The sequence below is a fragment of the Amycolatopsis sp. WGS_07 genome, from assembly GCF_045278895.1.
Classification (GTDB): Bacteria; Actinomycetota; Actinomycetes; order Mycobacteriales; family Pseudonocardiaceae; genus Amycolatopsis.
The window spans coordinates 3454823-3471815 of the sequence record NZ_CP136053.1 but is presented as its reverse complement, the minus strand read 5'-3'; the positions used below and the strand labels follow the sequence as shown (position 1 = coordinate 3471815).

The following is a 16993-nucleotide window of genomic DNA, read 5'->3' as shown; positions in this document are numbered from 1 at the left end:
GTGGTTGCTCCCGGCCCTGCGTTTACCCGCTGTCCTGCGGAAACGGTGACGAACGCGACACTCCCGCCCCAGGTGCGCGCCACGCCACGAACGGGTTGATCCGTGCCCTCGGACGGGTGATCACCGCCCAAGGCCGCAACGGGCGATTCGGACCTGCGGATAGTCGTTGAAGCAGGATCAGCCAGCGAGGAGACGAGACCATGATCATCAAGCGCACCGCACTGGCCGGAGCAGCGCTGGCCGCCACCGGTCTGCTCACCGCCACCGGCACCGCCGCCGCGGACAGCCCAGCCGGAATCGCCGACATCGGCAACGCGAACTTCACGAAGACAGGCACCACAATCTCGATCCCGACGCAGGCCCCCTGCGCGGTCGAGGGCCCCACAACCGGCTCCGCAGACCCGGTATCCCAACCCGGCGTTCGCTTCGGCGGCGGCACCTCCTCCTGCACCACGGAGGTAACGGACCCAGCAAACGACGTCACGACCACGACGTCGACCGCCACCGGCAACAACTTCGAACTGTCAGCCCTGGTGAGCACCGGCGGCAAACGCATCCGCATCGGCTCATACACGGTGACCTGCAAGGCAACCCAGAGCGGCACCAACGCCAACTGGACCCTGAGCGGCCTCAGCGGCATCACCGGCCTGCCGTCGCCAATCCCAGCGAACTACACCAAGCCACTAACGAAAACGGACGGAACGGTGTTGGCAAACGCGGTATTCAACATCCAAACGCTCCCAGGCGACGGAAGCATGACCCTAACCATGCTGCGCATCGACTTCGCCCCAGCCTCAGGCGCTTCGGGCTCAGTCACCATCGGCCACACCGCCTGCGCACCAACGCCGTAAAAAACCGCACCTACGCACCCAACCCAACCAAGCACCCACACCACCCCCGCACCCCGATACGAAGCCAAAAACGCGGACGGCGGGTGCTTGTCAAGGCATCTTTCCCGCCTTGACAAGCACCCGCCGTCCGTCGTCACAATCAGCTTCGGGGTGCCCGCCCACACCACCGGGCGCAATGTCGCCGCCAGGCGACGAGCCAGAGCCAGGACTAAGAAGCAAACCCCCCAGCCCCAGCCCAGTCGAGCGCGAACGCTGGCAACACTCCCAACACCAACGTCACCACAACCCCCAACGCAATGGCAGCAGCAGTAAACCCACCCGGCACAGTAACCGTAGGCCCATCAGCAGCAGGCTCCGAGAAGTACATCAACACAATCACCCGGAGATAGAAGAACGCAGCCACCGCACTAAACACCAACGCGACAACCACCAACGGCGCCATCCCATCCGACAACGCCGCCGAAAACACCACGAACTTCCCAACAAACCCACTGGTCAACGGAATCCCCGCCAACGCCAGCAAGAGGAACGTAAACACCCCAGCCAACAACGGCGACCGCTTAGCCAACCCAGCCCAAGCAGACAGATGCGTAGCCTCGCCACTGGAATCCCGAACCAGCGAAACCACACCAAAGGCCGCCAACGTAGTAAACCCATACGCCAGCAAGTAGAAGAGCGTGCCCGACAACCCATCCTCGGTCATCGCAATAGCACCCACCAGCAAGAACCCAGCGTGCGCCACCGACGAGTAAGCAATCATCCGCTTAACGTCAGTCTGCGTAAGGCCGAGGATCGCGCCCAGCGCCATCGAAATAATGGCCACCGCCCACATAACCCCGCGCCACTCCCAGCTAGTCGAGGAAAACCCGACACTGAGCACACGCAGAATCGCACCAAACGCAGCAACCTTCGTACAGGCAGCCATAAACCCGGTAACCGGAGTAGGCGCACCCTGATAAACGTCCGGCGTCCAGGTGTGGAACGGCCCAACGGACCCCTTGAACAGCAGGCCCACCACCAGCAGCCCGAGACCAGCGAACAACAACGTGTCCGACCGATCCGACCCAGCCGCCGCGTGTGCGATGTCAGCCAGCTTCACCGAGTCCGCGTACCCGTACAGCAACGCCAACCCGTACAAGAAGAACGCCGACGAGAACGCACCAAGCAGGAAGTACTTAACCGCAGCTTCCTGCGAGATCAGCCGCCGACGCCGAGCCAGCCCGCACATCAGATACAGCGGCAGCGAAAGCACTTCCAACGCGATAAACATCGTCAGAAGATCATTAGCCGCGCAGAACGTCATCATCCCGCCGAGCGCGAAGAGCGTCAGCGGAAACACCTCAGTCTGCGACGTAGTCGCCGCCCCGGCCTGCGCACGGTCCTGCACGGTGCCCGGAGGAATCGCCGCCTGGGCCACGAACGCGCCACCAGCTTCAACCTTGCGGTCGGCGATCAGGAAGACCGCGCCGAGGCCGAGCAGCAGCAGCGTGCCCCACAGGAACAGCGACGGCCGGTCGATCGAGATCGCGCCGGAGAACGTCGTCGTACCAGCCTTCGAAGCGGTAGCGCCGGTCGCGTACAGGATCAGCGAGACCCCGGCGGCGATGATCGCGACGAGGGAGATCGTGACCTGGATCCCCCACCGCGTCGCCTTCGGTGCGAACGCTTCCACCAGCACGCCGATGCACGCGACGCCGAAGACGATCAGCATCGGCAGCACGGCCGCGTAGTCGACCGAAGGCACTTCCAGCGGCGTGGCCGGAGCCTGCGCCAGGAACATGTCGAGCACGGTTTACTTGCCTCCCTGCACGGCAGACAGCGTCGCCTGCACCGACGGGGTGATCGTGTCGAGCATCGGCTTGGGGTAGAAACCCAGTCCGATGATCAGGATGACCATGGGCGCGAGGATCGCGATCTCGCGTCCGCCCAGGTCCTTGATGGCCTTCTTCGCACCGAGTTCCGGCGCGATCGCCGTGCCCGGTCCCCCGCCGACACCCACGAGGGCATCGCCGCGAACCGGGCCCTGCATGATCCGCTGGTACAGCCACAGCACGTAGGCCGCGGCGAGCACCATGCCCACGGTCGCGAGGATCGTGTACACCGGCTGGTCCACAAAGGACCCCAGCAGGACGAGGAACTCGGAGACAAACGAGTTGGTTCCCGGCAGCGACAGCGCGGAAAGCCCGGCCAGCAACAGCATTCCGCCGAGCAGCGGGGTCACCTTCGCCATGCCGCCGTAGTCGGAGATCCGGCTCGACCCGCCGCGCATCACGATCAGGCCGATCACCACGATCAGCATCCCGGTGGAAAGGCTGTGGTTCAGCATGTACGACACCGAGCCGACCATCGCCTGCTCGTTGAAGGTGAAGATGCCCAGCGCGATGAAGCCGAAGTGGGCGATCGACACGTAGGCGATGAACCGCTTCATGTCCCGCTGCCCGGCCGCGAGGATCGAGCCGTACAGCACGCCGATCACCGACAGGATCAGCACCAGCGGCGCGAGCGCCTTGCTGCCTTCCGGGAACATCGGCAGGCAGTAGCGCAGGAAGCCGAACGTGCCGACCTTGTCCAGCACGCCGACCAGCAGCACCGCGACGCCGATCGGGGCCTGGCCGGCCGCGTCCGGCAGCCAGGTGTGGAACGGGACCAGCGGCGCCTTGATCGCGAACGCCATGAAGAAGCCGAGGAACAGCCAGATCTGCGTGCTGGTCGGCGCGTCGCGCACCACCGTGACCAGCGTGGCCCAGTCGAACGTGCCCTTGCCGAGCTTGTCCGAGGCCAGCGAGTACGCCCCGATCGCCGAGGCCAGCATGATCAGGCCGCCGAGGAACGAGTACAGGAAGAACTTCACCGCCGCGTACTGCCGGTTCGCGCCGCCGTAGCCGCCGATCAGGAAGTACATCGGGATCAGCATGATCTCGAACAGCACGTAGAAGAGGAACACGTCGGTCGCCGCGAAGACGCCGATCGTGATCGCCTCCTGCAGCAGGATCAGCGACAGGAACCCGCCCGCGCTGCGGCCCGCGGGAAGCTTGTCGGTGAGCCCGAGCGCGCCGACGACGATCGGCACCAGGAGCGCGATGACCGCGATCATGATGAGCGAGATGCCGTCGGTGCCGAACGAGATGTGGATGCCGAAGCTCGGGATCCAGTCCATCGTCGTGGCCTGCTGGATGCGCTCGCCCGAAGGCGAGTAGCTCGCCCAGAACGGGATGATCAGCAGGAACTCCACAATGGACACGACGAGCGCCGTGGCGACCGCGGCCCGGTCGTTCCCCTTGAGGAACGCCAGCACCAGCGAGCCGGCCAGCGGCAGCAGGATGAGCGCCAGAAGCCAAGTCATGTCAGGAGAACCTCACCAGCAGAAGGGCCGCGAGAAGCAGGAACGTGCCGCCGAGCATGGACAGTGCGTAGGACCGCACGAACCCGGTCTGCATCCGGCGCAGCCGTCCGGACCCGCCGCCGAGTGCCGCGGCGAGGCCGTTCACCGCACCGTCGACGCCGCGGTTGTCCACGTACACCAGCGCCCGCGCCAGCCAGGTGCCCGGACGGGCGACCAGGGTTTCGTTGAGCGCGTTGCCGTACAGGTCCTTGCGCGCCGCGCGGACCGGCCAGGCCACCCGCTCCGGACGCTCGACCGGGATGTCGCGCGAGGGCCGGAACAGCCACACCGCCAGCAGCACGCCGAGCGCGGCCAGCACCAGCGTCGCCGCCGGGACCGTCCACGAGGGAATCGGGGTGTGCTCGGCCTCCTCGAACTGGCCGACCACCGGGGCCAGCCAGTCGACGAACCGGTCGCCCAGCACGAAGAACGCACCGGCGCCGACCGAGCCGACGGCCAGGATCGCCATCGGGACCCACATGATCGGCTTGGACTCGTGCGGGTGGAAGTCGCGGCCGTCCGAGGACTTGATGTCCTTCCAGCGTTCCTTGCCGAAGAAGGTCATCATCATCAGCCGCGTCATGTAGAACGCGGTGAGCCCGGCGCCGATGACCGTCGCGAGGCCGAACGCCCAGCCGCGCCAGCCTTCCTGGCCGAACGCCGCCTCGATGATCGCGTCCTTCGTGTAGTACCCGGTGAGGAACGGGAAGCCGATGATCGCCAGGTAGCCGAGGCCGAAGGTGACGAAGGTGATCGGCATCTTCTTGGCCAGTCCGCCGAACTTGCGCATGTCGACCTCGTCGTTCATGCCGTGCATGACCGAACCGGCCCCGAGGAACAGCCCGGCCTTGAAGAAGCCGTGCGCCACCAGGTGCATGATGCCGAGCGCGTAAATGCCCGGCCCGAGGCCGACCGCCAGCATCATGTAGCCGATCTGGCTGACCGTCGAGTACGCGAGCACCTTCTTGATGTCGTCGTAGGCACAGCCGACCACACACCCGAGCAGCAGCGTGACCGCGCCGACCAGGGTGACCACCAGCCTGCCGTCCGGCGTCGCGGTGAAGATGACGTTGGAGCGGGCCACCAGGTACACGCCCGCGGTGACCATCGTCGCCGCGTGGATGAGCGCCGACACCGGGGTCGGGCCCTCCATCGCGTCCGGCAGCCACGCCTGCAGCGGGAACTGGCCGGACTTACCGCACGCGCCCAGCAGCAACAGGATCGCGATGGCGGTGACCGCGCCCGGCGGGATCTTGCCCTGCGCGACACCCTCGAAGACCTGCGCGTAGCCGGTCGACCCGACGTACTTGAACATCAGGAAGATCGCCAGCGCCAGCCCGACGTCGCCGACGCGGTTCATCAGGAACGCCTTCTTCGCCGCGGTCGCCGCGGACGGGCGGTTCTGATACCAGCCGATCAGCAGGTACGAGGCGAGACCCACGCCCTCCCAGCCGAGGTACAGCGTCACGAAGCTGTTGCCCAGCACCAGGATCAGCATCGAAGCGACGAACAGGTTCAGGTACGCGAAGAAGCGGTACCGGCCCTCGTCGTCGGCCATGTAGCCGATCGAATAGAAGTGGATCAGCATGCCGACGCCGGTGATCAGCAGCACGAACGTCAGCGACAGCGCGTCGATGCGCAGCCCGAAGTCCACTTGCAGCTGGGTCACCGGGATCCAGGAATAGACCTTGGTGTCGGTGACCGAGTGGCTGTCGGTGGAGAAGAACAGGATCACGGCGTACACGAAGGCGAGCGTGACGGTGGCACAGCCGAGCAGATGCCCCCACGCCTTCGCGCGTTTTCCGGATAGCAGCAGAACCAGGGCGCCGAGGGCGGGAAGGGCCACCAGCAGCCACGATGATGCGGTCACTCGGTCGTCTCCCTCAGTACTTCAGCAGGTTCGTGTCGTCGACCGAGGCCGAACGGCGGGTGCGGAAGATCGCCATGATGATCGCCAGCCCCACCACGACCTCGGCGGCCGCGACCACCATCACGAAGAACGCCATGACCTGGCCGTGCAGCCCGCCGTTGATGCGGGCGAAGGTGACCAGGGTCAGGTTCACCGCGTTCAGCATCAGCTCGATGCACATGAACACGACGATCGCGTTGCGGCGGACCAGCACGCCCACCGCGCCGATGCAGAACAGCAGCGCGGACAGCAGCAGGTAGTAGCTCGGGGTCACTTTCCTTCCCCTTCTTCTTCCTCGGCGGGCGCGGCCTTTTCGACGCCGCCGACCAGTGCGTGCGCGTCGGGCTTCGGGCCCTCGTCCGCGATGAGCTTGCGCTCGCGCATGAGCCGGATCGCCGAGGTGGCCTCGATGATCTCCGACAGCGACTCCGGCGCGACCGAACCGTCCGGCAGCAGCGCCGGGGTCGAGACCGAGTTGGCGGTGGCGAACACGCCGGGGCCGGGCAGCGGCGACGGGCGGTCGTGCTCGCCGCGGAAGCGCAGCTTGACCAGTTCGCGCTGGGAGAGCTTGCTCTTCGCGGTCCGGCCGGTGAAGGCCAGCACCATCGCGCCGAGCGCGGCGGTGATCAGCAGCGCCGAGGTCAGCTCGAACGGGAACAGGTACTGGGTGAAGATCAGCCGGCCGAGACCGCCGGGGCCGCCGCCGGTCTGCTGGTACGGGTCGAGCGGCTTGGCCGGGGTCACGTTGACCAGCGCGCGGAACACGCCCGCGGCGATCAGCGCGGCGAGCCCGATGCCGAGCACCCCGGCGGCGAGCCGCTGCCCGCGCAGCACCTCCACCACCGAGTCCGAGCTGTCCCGGCCGACCAGCATCAGCACGAACAGGAACAGCATCATGATCGCGCCGGTGTAGACGATGATCTGGGTGAACCCGAGGAACGGCGCGGACTGCGTCATGTACAGCGCGCCCAGCGTCAGCATCGTGAGCACCAGCCACAGCGCCGAGTGCACGGCGTTGCGGGAGAAGATCATCCCGAGCGCGCCCAGCAGCGAGAGCGGGCCGAGGATCCAGAACGCGATGGCCTCGCCGGTCGTCACGGACGCGTCGACGCCGGACGCCGGGGCCTGCGCGAGGAGGGCGGCGATCACTTCTTCGCCTCCTGCTGCGCGCCTGCGGCCAGCTCGGGGCCGTTCACGTAGTAGTCCTGCTCGTTGTCGCCGAGCCGCATCGGGTGCGGCGGCTGCTCCATGCCCGGCAGCAGCGGGGCGAGCAGGTCTTCCTTGGTGTAGATGAGCCGCTGCCGGTCGTCGTCGGCCAGCTCGTAGAAGTTGGTCATGGTGAGCGACCGGGTCGGGCACGCCTCGATGCACAGGCCGCAGCCGATGCAGCGCAGGTAGTTGATCTGGTAGTCCGCGCCGTACCGCTCGCCCGGGGAATACCGCGCCTCTTCGGTGTTGTTGCCACCCTCGACGAAGATCGCGTCCGCCGGGCACGCCCACGCGCACAGCTCGCAGCCGACGCACTTCTCCAGCCCGTCCGGATGCCGGTTGAGCTGGTGGCGGCCGTGGTAGCGCGGCGCGGCCGGGGCGCCGGCCTCCGGGTACTCCTCGGTCGCGACCTTCTTGAACATCATCCCGAAGGTGACGCCGAATCCCTTGATGGGATTGAGGAAGTCAGTTGCCGCCATCTTCCGTTCCTTCCTGTGCGGCCGCCGCGGTGACGCCGGCCGGCTTGCGCCGCGCGGCCTTCGCCTCGGCCTTGGCCAGCGCCTTCTGCCGCGGCGTGGCGTCCGGGACCCGCAGGTCGAGCGGCGGCAGCGGATAGCCGCTGCCGGCCAGGTCCACGTACTCCGATTCGGGCACCTTCTTGTCCGGCAGCGCGAGGCTCAGCAGCACGAGCACCACCAGCACGACGCCGACGCCGACGAGGATCTGCGGCCAGCTCCACTGGATCGTCTTGATCGCGACCACGACCACGATCCACACCAGGTTCACCGGGACCAGCACCTTCCAGCCCAGCCGCATGAACTGGTCGTACCGCAGCCGCGGCAGCGTGCCGCGCAGCCAGATGAAGCCGAACAGCAGGATGAAGGTCTTGGCGAAGAACCAGAGGATCGGCCACCAGTTCTGGTTCAGCGGCGAATCGTCGCCGACGAACGGGAACCGCCAGCCGCCGAGGAAGAGCGTGGTGCAGAACGCCGAAACGATCACCATGTTGACGTACTCGGCGAGGAAGAACATCGCGAACTTCATCGAGCTGTACTCGGTGTGGAACCCGCCGACCAGCTCGGATTCGGCCTCCGGGAGGTCGAACGGGGCGCGGTTCGTCTCGCCGACCATCGAGATCACGTAGATCACGAAGCTCGGGATGAGCATGTAGAAGTACCAGCCGTGCGTTTGCGCCTGCACGATTTCCGACGTCTGCAGCGAGCCGGAGTACAGGATCACCGCGACGATCGAGAGGCCCATCGCGATCTCGTAGGAGATCACCTGCGCCGCCGAGCGCATGCCGCCGAAGAGCGGGTACGGCGAACCGGACGCCCAGCCCGCCAGCACGATGCCGTACACGCCGACCGACGAGCAGGCGAGGATCACCAGCACGCCGACCGGAAGGTCCATCAGCTGCAGCACCGTCCGGTGCCCGAAGATCGAGACGACCGGGCCGAACGGGATGGCCGACAGCGCGATCAGCGCGGGGACCGCGGACAGCACCGGAGCGAGGAAGTACACCTTGCGGTCGGCGGTGTCCGGGATGATCTGCTCCTTGAACGGGAGCTTGATCGCGTCGGCGAGCGACTGCAGGTACCCGCCGGGGCCGACCCGGTTCGGGCCGGGCCGGTTCTGCATCCGGCCGATCGCCTTGCGCTCCCACACGATCAGGAAGATCGTCAGGATCGGTCCGATCAGCAGGACCACGACCGCCTTGATCAGGACGAGCCACCACGGGTCGTCGGCGAGCAGCCGGGCGCGTTCCGCCGCGTCCGGGTACTCGGCGAGGAACTGCGTGAGCTGCGGGCTCACTGGTCACCTCCGGAGATCTGCACGAGCGCGCCGTGTCCGGCGGCGAGTGCGGCGCGAACGGCCGAGCCGTCGGAGTTGCCGGGCAGCCACACGACGCCGTCCGGCAGGTCGGCGACCTCGACCGGCAGGGTGATCGACCCGCGCTCGTTCGACACCCGGACCTTGCCGCCGAGACCTTCGGCGGTCTTCGCCGAAAGCCGCGCGACCGGCGGCCGCTGGGTGCCCTTGAGGTGCGGTTCGTCGTCCTGCAGCGAGCCGTTGTCGATCAGCTGCCGCCAGGTGGCGAGCACTGCCTTGCCGTTCGGGACCGGGGCCGCCGCGGCGGCGACCGACGGCGCGCTCACCGAGGGGGCGACCGGCGCGAGCTTCGCGAAGTCGCCCGCGGCGGCGGCCGGGGTCTGGGTGAACAGGTCGGCGTCCATCTCGACGGCCAGGGTGTCCAGCACCCGGCCGTCCGGGAGGGAACCGGTGCCCTCCAGCGTGATGTCGAAGTCGCGGCGGCGGCCTTCCCAGTTCAGGTAGCTGCCGGACTTCTCGACCGCCGGGGCGACCGGCAGGACCACGTCGGCCCGTTCGGTGACCTCGCTCGCGCGCAGTTCCAGGCTGACCACGAACCCGGCGTTGTCGAGCGCGCGGCGGGCCAGATCCGGGTCCGGGAGGTCGTTCGGGTCGACGCCGCCGAGCACCAGCGCGTCCAGCTCGCCGCCCGAAGCGGCCTGGAGGATGCCGGTGACGTCGCGGCCCGGTTCGGCCGGAAGCTCGGCGCCCCACTGCTTGCCGACCTCGGCGCGCGCCGCGTCGTCGGTGACCGAGCGGCCGCCCGGCAGAAGCGTTGGGACACAACCGGTTTCGAGCGCGCCCCGGTCGCCCGCGCGGCGCGGGATCCACGCCAGCCGCGCTCCGGTGCGGGCGGTGAGCCGCAGCAGTGCGGAGAACAGGCCAGGGATCTCCGCAGCCCGCTCGCCGACCAGGATCACCGCGCCCTCGCCGCTGAGCGCGGCGTCGACGTCGGCCGCGTGCTGCGCGATGCCGTCCACCGCGGCCGCTTCGCCGCCGGGGACGCAGGCCAGCAGTTCGCCGAAGGTCTTGCGCACCGAGGAGGTCGTCCACTGTCCCAAGTGGACGACGCGGGTGCGGTTCTTGCGGGCCGCCTTGCGCAGCCGCAGGAACACGATCGGCGCTTCGTCCTCGGGCTCGAACGCCACGCACAGCACCGTCTTGGCCCGCTCGATCTCGCCGAACGTCACGCCGGTTTCCGGCGTGGTGCCCACGACCGTCGAGCCGAGGAACGCCAGTTCCTCGTCCGAGTGCGCGCGGGTGCGGAAGTCGATGTCGTTGGTGCGCAAGGCGATCCGGGCGAACTTCGAGTACGCGTAGGCGTCCTCGACGGTCAGCCTGCCGCCGGTGAGCACCGCGCCGCCCTTGCCCTCGCGGGCCTTCAGCAGCCCTTCCGCGGCGGTCCGGAGCGCGTCGGTCCAGGACGCTTCCTCCAGTTCGCCCTTGGCGTTGCGGACGAGCGGACGGCGGATCCGGTCACCGGCCTGGACGTAGCGGAACGCGAAACGGCCCTTGTCGCACAGCCATTCCTCGTTCACCTCCGGGTCGTCGCCTGCCAGCTTGCGCTGGACCTTGCCGCGCCGGAAGTCGGTACGCTCGGCACAGCCGGACGAGCAGTGCTCGCACACGCTCGGCGACGACACCAGGTCGAACGGCCGCGACCGGAACCGGTACGCCGCGCTGGTGAGCGCGCCGACCGGGCAGATCTGGATCACGTTGCCGGAGAAGTAGCTCTGGAACGGCTCGCCGCCGGTGGTGCGCGAGGCGAGATCCAGCACGTCGGCGGTTTCCGCGGTGCCGATCTGCTGGTGCGCGCCACGTTCGAGCAGCGCGATGAACGGGTCGCCGGCCACCTGGTCGGAGAACCGGGTGCAGCGCTGGCACAGCACGCAGCGTTCGCGGTCGAGCAGCACCTGCGACGAGATCGGCAGCGGCTTCGGGAACGTGCGCTTGGTGTCCACGAACCGCGATTCCGCGCGGCCGTGCGCGAGCGCCTGGTTCTGCAGCGGGCATTCGCCGCCCTTGTCGCAGATCGGGCAGTCCAGCGGGTGGTTGATGAGCAGCAGCTCCATCACGCCCTGCTGCGCTTTGTCCGCGACCGGCGAGGTGAGCTGGGTTTTCACCACCATGCCGTCGGCGACCGTCATCGTGCACGAGGCCTGCGGCTTCGGCATCGGACGGCCGCCCATTTCGACCTCGACCAGGCACTGGCGGCACGCGCCCGCCGGGTCGAGCAGCGGGTGGTCGCAAAACCGGGGGATGCTCGTGCCGAGCCGCTCGGCGGTGCGGATCAGCAGCTCGCCCTTGGGCGCGATGACCTCTTCGCCGTCGATGGTCAGCTTGACGTAGCCCTCGGGAACCGGCTTCTCCGCCGTTTCGGGCTTGTCGGGGGCGATCGTCATGCCTGCGCTCCCACCAATTCGCGCTTGTTGCTCTCACACAAGGCCAGGAACTCGTCCCGGAAGTACTTGATGCCGCTCTGGATCGGCGACACCGCGCCGTCGCCGAGCGCGCAGAACGAGCGGCCGAAGATGTTGTCGCACACGTCGAGGAGGGTGTCGATGTCCTCCTCGGTGCCGTGGCCCTCGACCATCCGCTCCAGGATCTGCGCCAGCCAGTACGTGCCCTCGCGGCACGGCGTGCACTTGCCGCAGGACTCGTGCTCGTAGAACTGCGTCCACTTCATGACCGCCCACGGCACCGAAACGGTCTCGTTGAAGACCTGCACCGCGGTGGTGCCGAGCATTGAACCGGCCTCGGCCGCGCCCTCGAAGTCGAGCGGGACGTCGAGGTGCTCGGCGGTGAACATCGGCGTCGACGAGCCGCCCGGCGTCCAGAACTTGAGCGGGATGCCGTCCTTCATGCCGCCGGCCAGCTCCAGCAGCTCGCGCAGCGTGGTGCCGAGCGGGCATTCGTACTGGCCGGGCTTCTCGACGTGGCCGGAGATCGAGTAGATCTTCGGGCCAGGCGACTTCTCCCGGCCCATCTCGCGGAACCAGGACGAACCGGCGTTGATGATGTACGACGCGCTCGCGATGGTCTCGACGTTGTTCACCGTCGTCGGCGCGGCGTACAGGCCGGCGGCCGCGGGGAACGGCGGCTTGAGCCGGGGCTGGCCGCGGCGGCCTTCGAGCGAGTCCAGCAACGCCGTTTCCTCGCCGCAGATGTACGCGCCGGCCCCGGCGTGCACAGTCAGCTCAAGGTCCCAGCCGGTGCCGAAGATGTTCTTGCCTAGGTAGCCCTTCGCGTACGCCTCGCGCGCGGCCGCGTTGAGCCGGCGGATGCAGTGCAGCGCCTCGCCCCGGACGTAGATGAAGCAGTGGTGCGACCGCATCGCGTACGAGGCGATGATGCAGCCCTCGATCAGCGAGTGCGGGTCCGCCATCATCAGCGGAATGTCCTTGCAGGTACCCGGTTCGCCCTCGTCGGCGTTGATCACCAGGTAGTGCGGCTTGTCCTCGTTGGGCGGCATGAACGACCACTTCACGCCCGCCGGGAACCCTGCGCCGCCTCGGCCGCGCAGGCCGGAGTCCTTGACCACCTGCACGAGCTGCTCGGGCGTGGCGGCCAGCGCCTTGCGCGCGGCGGTGTAGCCCTCGAGCGCCTCGTACGTCTCGATGCGCCAGGATTCCGGGGACAGCCAGCGCTTCGTGAGGACCGGAGTGATGGGATCGGCCATTACTTCTTCTCCCCATCTTTAGACGGCAGAGCCGGCAGCGGAACATCCTGCGCACCAGGGGCGGACCAGCCGCGGTCGGCCGCCAGCTGCGCGCCGCGCAGGGTTTCGACCGCCTGCGACGGACCGTCCACGGCACTGCGGTAGGCGGCCTCGTCCTCGGGCCAGAACCCGGCGAGCTGCCGCTCCGCGCCCTTGAAGTCGGTCAGCGCCGCACCGCGCGTCGGGGCGGGCTTTTTGCCTGCCTGCAACGCATCCACGAGCGCGACCGCCTGCTCCGGCGTCTGGTTGTCGAAGTACTCGTAGTTCACCTGGATGACCGGACCGAGGTCGCAGGCCGCGAGGCATTCCGCGTGCTCCAGGGTGATCGAGCCAGCCTCGCCCGGCGTGCCCGCGGTTTCCTCGTGCCCCAGCGGCTTTTCCGCCGAACCGAGGTGTGTCTGAAGCTTCTTGTAGATGTCGTCGCCGCCCAGCGCCGCGCACAGCGTGTTGGTGCAGACGCTCACCAGGTGCTCGCCGCACGGACGGCGCTTGTACATGGTGTAGAACGTCGCGACCGCGCTGACCTCGGCGTCGGTGAGGTCGAGATGCTGCGCGCAGAAGGCGATGCCCTCCTGGCTCACGTAGCCCTGCACCGACTGCACGAGGTGCAGCATCGGCAGCAGCGCCGAACGCGACATCGGGTACCGCGCGATGATTTCCTTGGCTTCGCGGTGCGTGTCGGCGTCGAACACGTCCACCGCCGGCGCGTCGGCGAGGATTCCCTCGGCGACGGCCGGATCGGGCGCGATCGCGGCGACGTCGGTGTCGGCTCCCGCGGCGGCGTAAGTCTTCGTCGCGTCGTGCGGCCCCGGCTCCGGGACTGCGGTCGGGTTCGTCATCGGTCAACTCCCCCAGAACCGGGTCGATCGAGGCGATCACGACGACGAGGTCGGCCACCAGGCCGCCTTCGGCCATCGCGGGCATCGCCTGCATGTTCACGAAACTCGGCTCCCGCAGGTGCACGCGCAGCGGCCGGGTGCCGCCGTCGGACACCAGGTGCGCGCCGATCTCGCCGCGCGGCGATTCGACCGCCGCGTAGACCTGGCCCGGCGGCACGTGGAACCCCTCGGTGACGAGCTTGAAGTGGTGGATCAGGGATTCCATCGACTGGCCCATGATCTTCTTGACGTGGCCGAGCGAGTTGCCCATGCCGTCGCTGCCGATGGACAGCTGCGCGGGCCAGGCGATCTTCTTGTCCTCCACCATGACCGGGCCCGGCTCGGCCATCTTCGCGACCTGCTTCATGATCCGCAGGCTCTGGTGGATTTCCTCCAGCCGCAGCAGGTACCGCGCCCAGCTGTCCGCGTCGGTCGAGGTCGGGATGTCGAACTCGAGTTCGTCGTAGCGCGAGTACGGCTCGGTCTTGCGCAGGTCCCACGGCAGGCCGGCGGCGCGCACGACCGGACCGGTGATGCCGAGTTCGAGGCACGCGTCGAGCGGCAGCACGCCGACGTCCTTGAGCCGGTTGCGCCAGATCGGCTGTCCGGTGAACATCTTGTCGTACAACGGAAGCCGCTTGTCCATGATCTTGCAGAAGTCGAGGACCTTCTCGGCCCAGTCCTCCGGCAGATCCTGGGCGAGCCCGCCGGGACGGATGAACGCGTGGTTCATCCGCAGGCCGGTCAGGTACTCCAGCAGGTGCATGGCTTCTTCGCGCTCGCGGAAACCGAGCGTCATCGCGGTGGTGGCGCCGAGGTCCATGCCGCCGGTCGCGATGAACACCAGGTGCGAGGTGATCCGGTTCAGTTCGAGGAGAAGCACGCGCAGCAGCTCCGCGCGCGGCGGGGCCTTGATGCCCAGCAGCTTCTCGACGCCGAGGCAGTACGCCATCTCGTTGGACAGCGGGGCGAGGTAGTCCGCGCGCGTCACGAAGGTGACGCCCTGGGTCCAGTTGCGGAACTCCGCGCTCTTCTCGATGCCGGTGTGCAGGTAGCCGACGACCGCGCGCAGCTGCGTGATCGTCTCGCCTTCCAGCTCCAGCACGAGCCGGAGCACGCCGTGCGTCGACGGGTGCTGCGGGCCCATGTTGATGACCATGCGGTCGTCGTGCTGGGCGTCGCCGAGCACTTCGTCCCAGTCCCCGCCGGACACGTGGTAGACCGGGCCCTCGGTGGTTTCCCGGACTTCGGCGTAGTCGGCTTCCGTCGTTTCGTCGTTGATAGTCACGAGTACGACCTCCGCTGGTCCGGCGGCGGGATTTCCGCGCCTTTGTATTCGACCGGGATCCCGCCGAGCGGGTAGTCCTTGCGCTGGGGGTGGCCGTCCCAGTCGTCCGGCATGAAGATGCGGGTGAGCCCGGGGTGGCCGTCGAAGACGATGCCGAACATGTCGTAGGCCTCGCGCTCGTGCCAGTCCGCCGTCGGGTAGACGCCGACCAGCGACGGGACGTGCAGGTTGTCCATGTCCATGGTGATTTCGAGCCGGATCCGGCGGCGGTAGGTCATCGACAGGAAGTCGTAGACCGTGTGCATCCGCTGCGGGACGTCCACGCCGTAGTCGACGCCGGTCACCGCCATCAGCATTTCGAACCGCAGCCCGGCGTCGTTGCGCAGCACCTTCGCGATGTCGACGAGGTGCTCGCGGCTGACGTAGAAGGTGATCTCGCCGCGGTCCACCGTGGTCTGGAGGATCGCCGACGGCGGGATCTTGTTGTCCGCCAAGGCGGCCATGAACTCGTCGGCGAACTCGTCGAACCAGCCGCCGTACGGGCGCTCCGCGGGCGGCGGGCTGTACGCGGGCAGCCGCAGGCCGCCGTAACCGGAGGTGTCCCCGCTGCCGCGGACACCGAACATGCCCTTGCGCTCGCGTCCGGCGACGACCGGTTCGGCCGCTCCGGGACCGTGCGCTTCGAGTCCGGCTTCGGGCCGCTCCGCGCTGGACTGCGGGCCGCCGGTTTCGGGAGTCTCTTCGGGGTTCTCAGGCACCGGTGCTCACTTCTTCGCGTACTTGATCGAGGACGGGATCAGCTCGGTACGGGCCCCGCTGGCCGCGCGGATGGCGGCGCGGCGGGCGTTGATCGGCTCGTCCTGGATCTTGGCGTGCAGCTTGAGGATCGCGTCGAGCAGCATCTCCGGCCGCGGCGGGCAGCCGGGCAGGTACATGTCGACCGGCACGATGTGGTCGACGCCCTGCACGACGGCGTAGTTGTTGAACATCCCGCCGGACGAGGCGCAGACGCCCATCGAGAGCACCCACTTGGGCTCGGCCATCTGATCGTAGATCTGGCGCAGCACCGGGGCCATCTTCTGGGTGACCCGGCCGGCCACGATCATCAGATCGGCCTGCCGCGGCGTAGCGGAGAACCGCTCCATGCCGAAACGCGCGATGTCGTAGCGCGAACCGCCGACCGACATCATCTCGAACGCGCAGCAGGCGAGCCCGAAGGTGGCTGGCCACAGGGAGTTCTTGCGTGCCCAGTTGACCAGTCCCTCGAGGCTGGCCAGCAGGATGCCGTTGGGGAGTTTTTCTTCCAGGCCCATGGGTTCAGTTCCAATCCAGGCCGCCGCGCCGCCACACGTAGGCGTACGCGAACCCGACCGTCACGATGAACAGCACGATCTCCACCAAGCCGAATACCCCGAGAGCGTTGGCGTTCACCGCGAACGGATAGAGGAACACCATCTCGATGTCGAACAGGATGAAGAGCATGGCCGTGATGTAGTAGGCCACCGGCATCCGGCCGCCGCCGACCAGCGGCTGCGGCGACGGTTCGATGCCGCACTCGTAAGCCTCGGTCTTCGCGCGGTTGTACCGCTTGGGGCCGACGAGCGGACCCAGCAGCACGGAGAACACGGCGAACGCCGCCGCGAGCACGAAGAGCAGGACGAGCGGCAGATACACGTTCAGTCCGGGCGCCGCCGGTCCGGGATCGGCCTGCGCCAGCACGGGCACCATCAGCACGGGGTCTTCGCCATCCTTTCCGCGCCGCTGCGGTTGTTCTCGGGTGGTGGTCCGAGTCCTCGACGCGACCCTAAGGGAGCTGGGTCACACCGCCGAGGGTCAGGGCGCCCTTACGGCCCGTGTCCGGACCACGGCACGCTTGTGAAATAGTTCAC

At 67.9% G+C, this 16993-nt stretch carries 14 protein-coding genes and 1 pseudogene; 1 reads left to right on the top strand and 14 read right to left on the bottom strand.

Features of this window, described 5'->3' with window-relative positions; genetic code table 11:
* The first annotated feature begins 200 nt into the window (after nt 1–200).
* Entirely contained in the window at nt 201–851 is a 651-nt protein-coding gene (locus RPX00_RS16520) for a hypothetical protein (protein ID WP_406640398.1), read from the top strand.
* 208 nt (nt 852–1059) lie between these two features.
* Here RPX00_RS16520 and nuoN read toward each other — a convergent pair whose 3' ends face one another.
* The 14 genes and pseudogenes from nuoN to RPX00_RS16450 form a co-directional block, all read right to left on the bottom strand.
* On the bottom strand, nt 1060–2631 hold the full coding sequence (gene nuoN, locus RPX00_RS16515; RefSeq protein ID WP_406642952.1) for an NADH-quinone oxidoreductase subunit NuoN: 1572 nt from the start codon (nt 2629–2631) through the stop codon (nt 1060–1062).
* 12 nt (nt 2632–2643) lie between these two features.
* Nucleotides 2644–4182, bottom strand: a complete 1539-nt coding sequence (locus RPX00_RS16510) for an NADH-quinone oxidoreductase subunit M (protein WP_406642950.1) — start codon at nt 4180–4182, stop codon at nt 2644–2646.
* Between the two features lie 13 nt (nt 4183–4195).
* Nucleotides 4196–6103 (bottom strand): NADH-quinone oxidoreductase subunit L, encoded by a 1908-nt coding sequence (gene nuoL / locus RPX00_RS16505; RefSeq protein WP_406640397.1) that lies wholly within the window; start codon nt 6101–6103, stop codon nt 4196–4198.
* 13 nt (nt 6104–6116) lie between these two features.
* On the bottom strand, nt 6117–6416 hold the full coding sequence (gene nuoK, locus RPX00_RS16500) for an NADH-quinone oxidoreductase subunit NuoK (protein ID WP_033291119.1): 300 nt from the start codon (nt 6414–6416) through the stop codon (nt 6117–6119).
* Nucleotides 6413–7291 carry an NADH-quinone oxidoreductase subunit J gene (locus RPX00_RS16495; RefSeq protein ID WP_406640396.1) on the bottom strand — a complete coding sequence of 293 codons (879 nt, stop codon included), beginning with the start codon at nt 7289–7291 and terminating at the stop codon, nt 6413–6415. Before RPX00_RS16495 ends, nuoK begins: the two co-directional genes overlap by 4 nt.
* Entirely contained in the window at nt 7288–7830 is a 543-nt protein-coding gene (gene nuoI / locus RPX00_RS16490) for an NADH-quinone oxidoreductase subunit NuoI (RefSeq protein ID WP_406640395.1), read from the bottom strand. The genes RPX00_RS16495 and nuoI overlap by 4 nt, the downstream gene beginning before the upstream one ends.
* The gene (nuoH, locus tag RPX00_RS16485; RefSeq protein WP_406640394.1) at nt 7817–9163 is read right to left on the bottom strand and encodes an NADH-quinone oxidoreductase subunit NuoH; all 1347 of its coding nucleotides are present in this window, start codon (nt 9161–9163) and stop codon (nt 7817–7819) included. Before nuoH ends, nuoI begins: the two co-directional genes overlap by 14 nt.
* Nucleotides 9160–11622: an NADH-quinone oxidoreductase subunit G gene (locus RPX00_RS16480; RefSeq protein WP_406640393.1), complete on the bottom strand. Its 2463-nt coding sequence runs from the start codon at nt 11620–11622 to the stop codon at nt 9160–9162. Before RPX00_RS16480 ends, nuoH begins: the two co-directional genes overlap by 4 nt.
* On the bottom strand, nt 11619–12899 hold the full coding sequence (gene nuoF, locus RPX00_RS16475) for an NADH-quinone oxidoreductase subunit NuoF (protein WP_037818886.1): 1281 nt from the start codon (nt 12897–12899) through the stop codon (nt 11619–11621). Before nuoF ends, RPX00_RS16480 begins: the two co-directional genes overlap by 4 nt.
* Nucleotides 12899–13777, bottom strand: a complete 879-nt coding sequence (gene nuoE / locus RPX00_RS16470; RefSeq protein WP_406640392.1) for an NADH-quinone oxidoreductase subunit NuoE — start codon at nt 13775–13777, stop codon at nt 12899–12901. Before nuoE ends, nuoF begins: the two co-directional genes overlap by 1 nt.
* A pseudogene (locus RPX00_RS16465) lies at nt 13774–15104 on the bottom strand (NADH-quinone oxidoreductase subunit D). Before RPX00_RS16465 ends, nuoE begins: the two are co-directional and overlap by 4 nt.
* Nucleotides 15101–15862, bottom strand: a complete 762-nt coding sequence (locus tag RPX00_RS16460) for an NADH-quinone oxidoreductase subunit C (protein WP_406640391.1) — start codon at nt 15860–15862, stop codon at nt 15101–15103. Before RPX00_RS16460 ends, RPX00_RS16465 begins: the two are co-directional and overlap by 4 nt.
* A 6-nt stretch (nt 15863–15868) precedes the next feature.
* Nucleotides 15869–16417 carry an NADH-quinone oxidoreductase subunit B family protein gene (locus RPX00_RS16455; protein WP_009072052.1) on the bottom strand — a complete coding sequence of 183 codons (549 nt, stop codon included), beginning with the start codon at nt 16415–16417 and terminating at the stop codon, nt 15869–15871.
* Nucleotides 16418–16421: 4 nt separating this feature from the next.
* The gene (locus tag RPX00_RS16450) at nt 16422–16832 is read right to left on the bottom strand and encodes an NADH-quinone oxidoreductase subunit A (protein ID WP_378301994.1); all 411 of its coding nucleotides are present in this window, start codon (nt 16830–16832) and stop codon (nt 16422–16424) included.
* Nucleotides 16833–16993 lie beyond the last annotated feature (161 nt).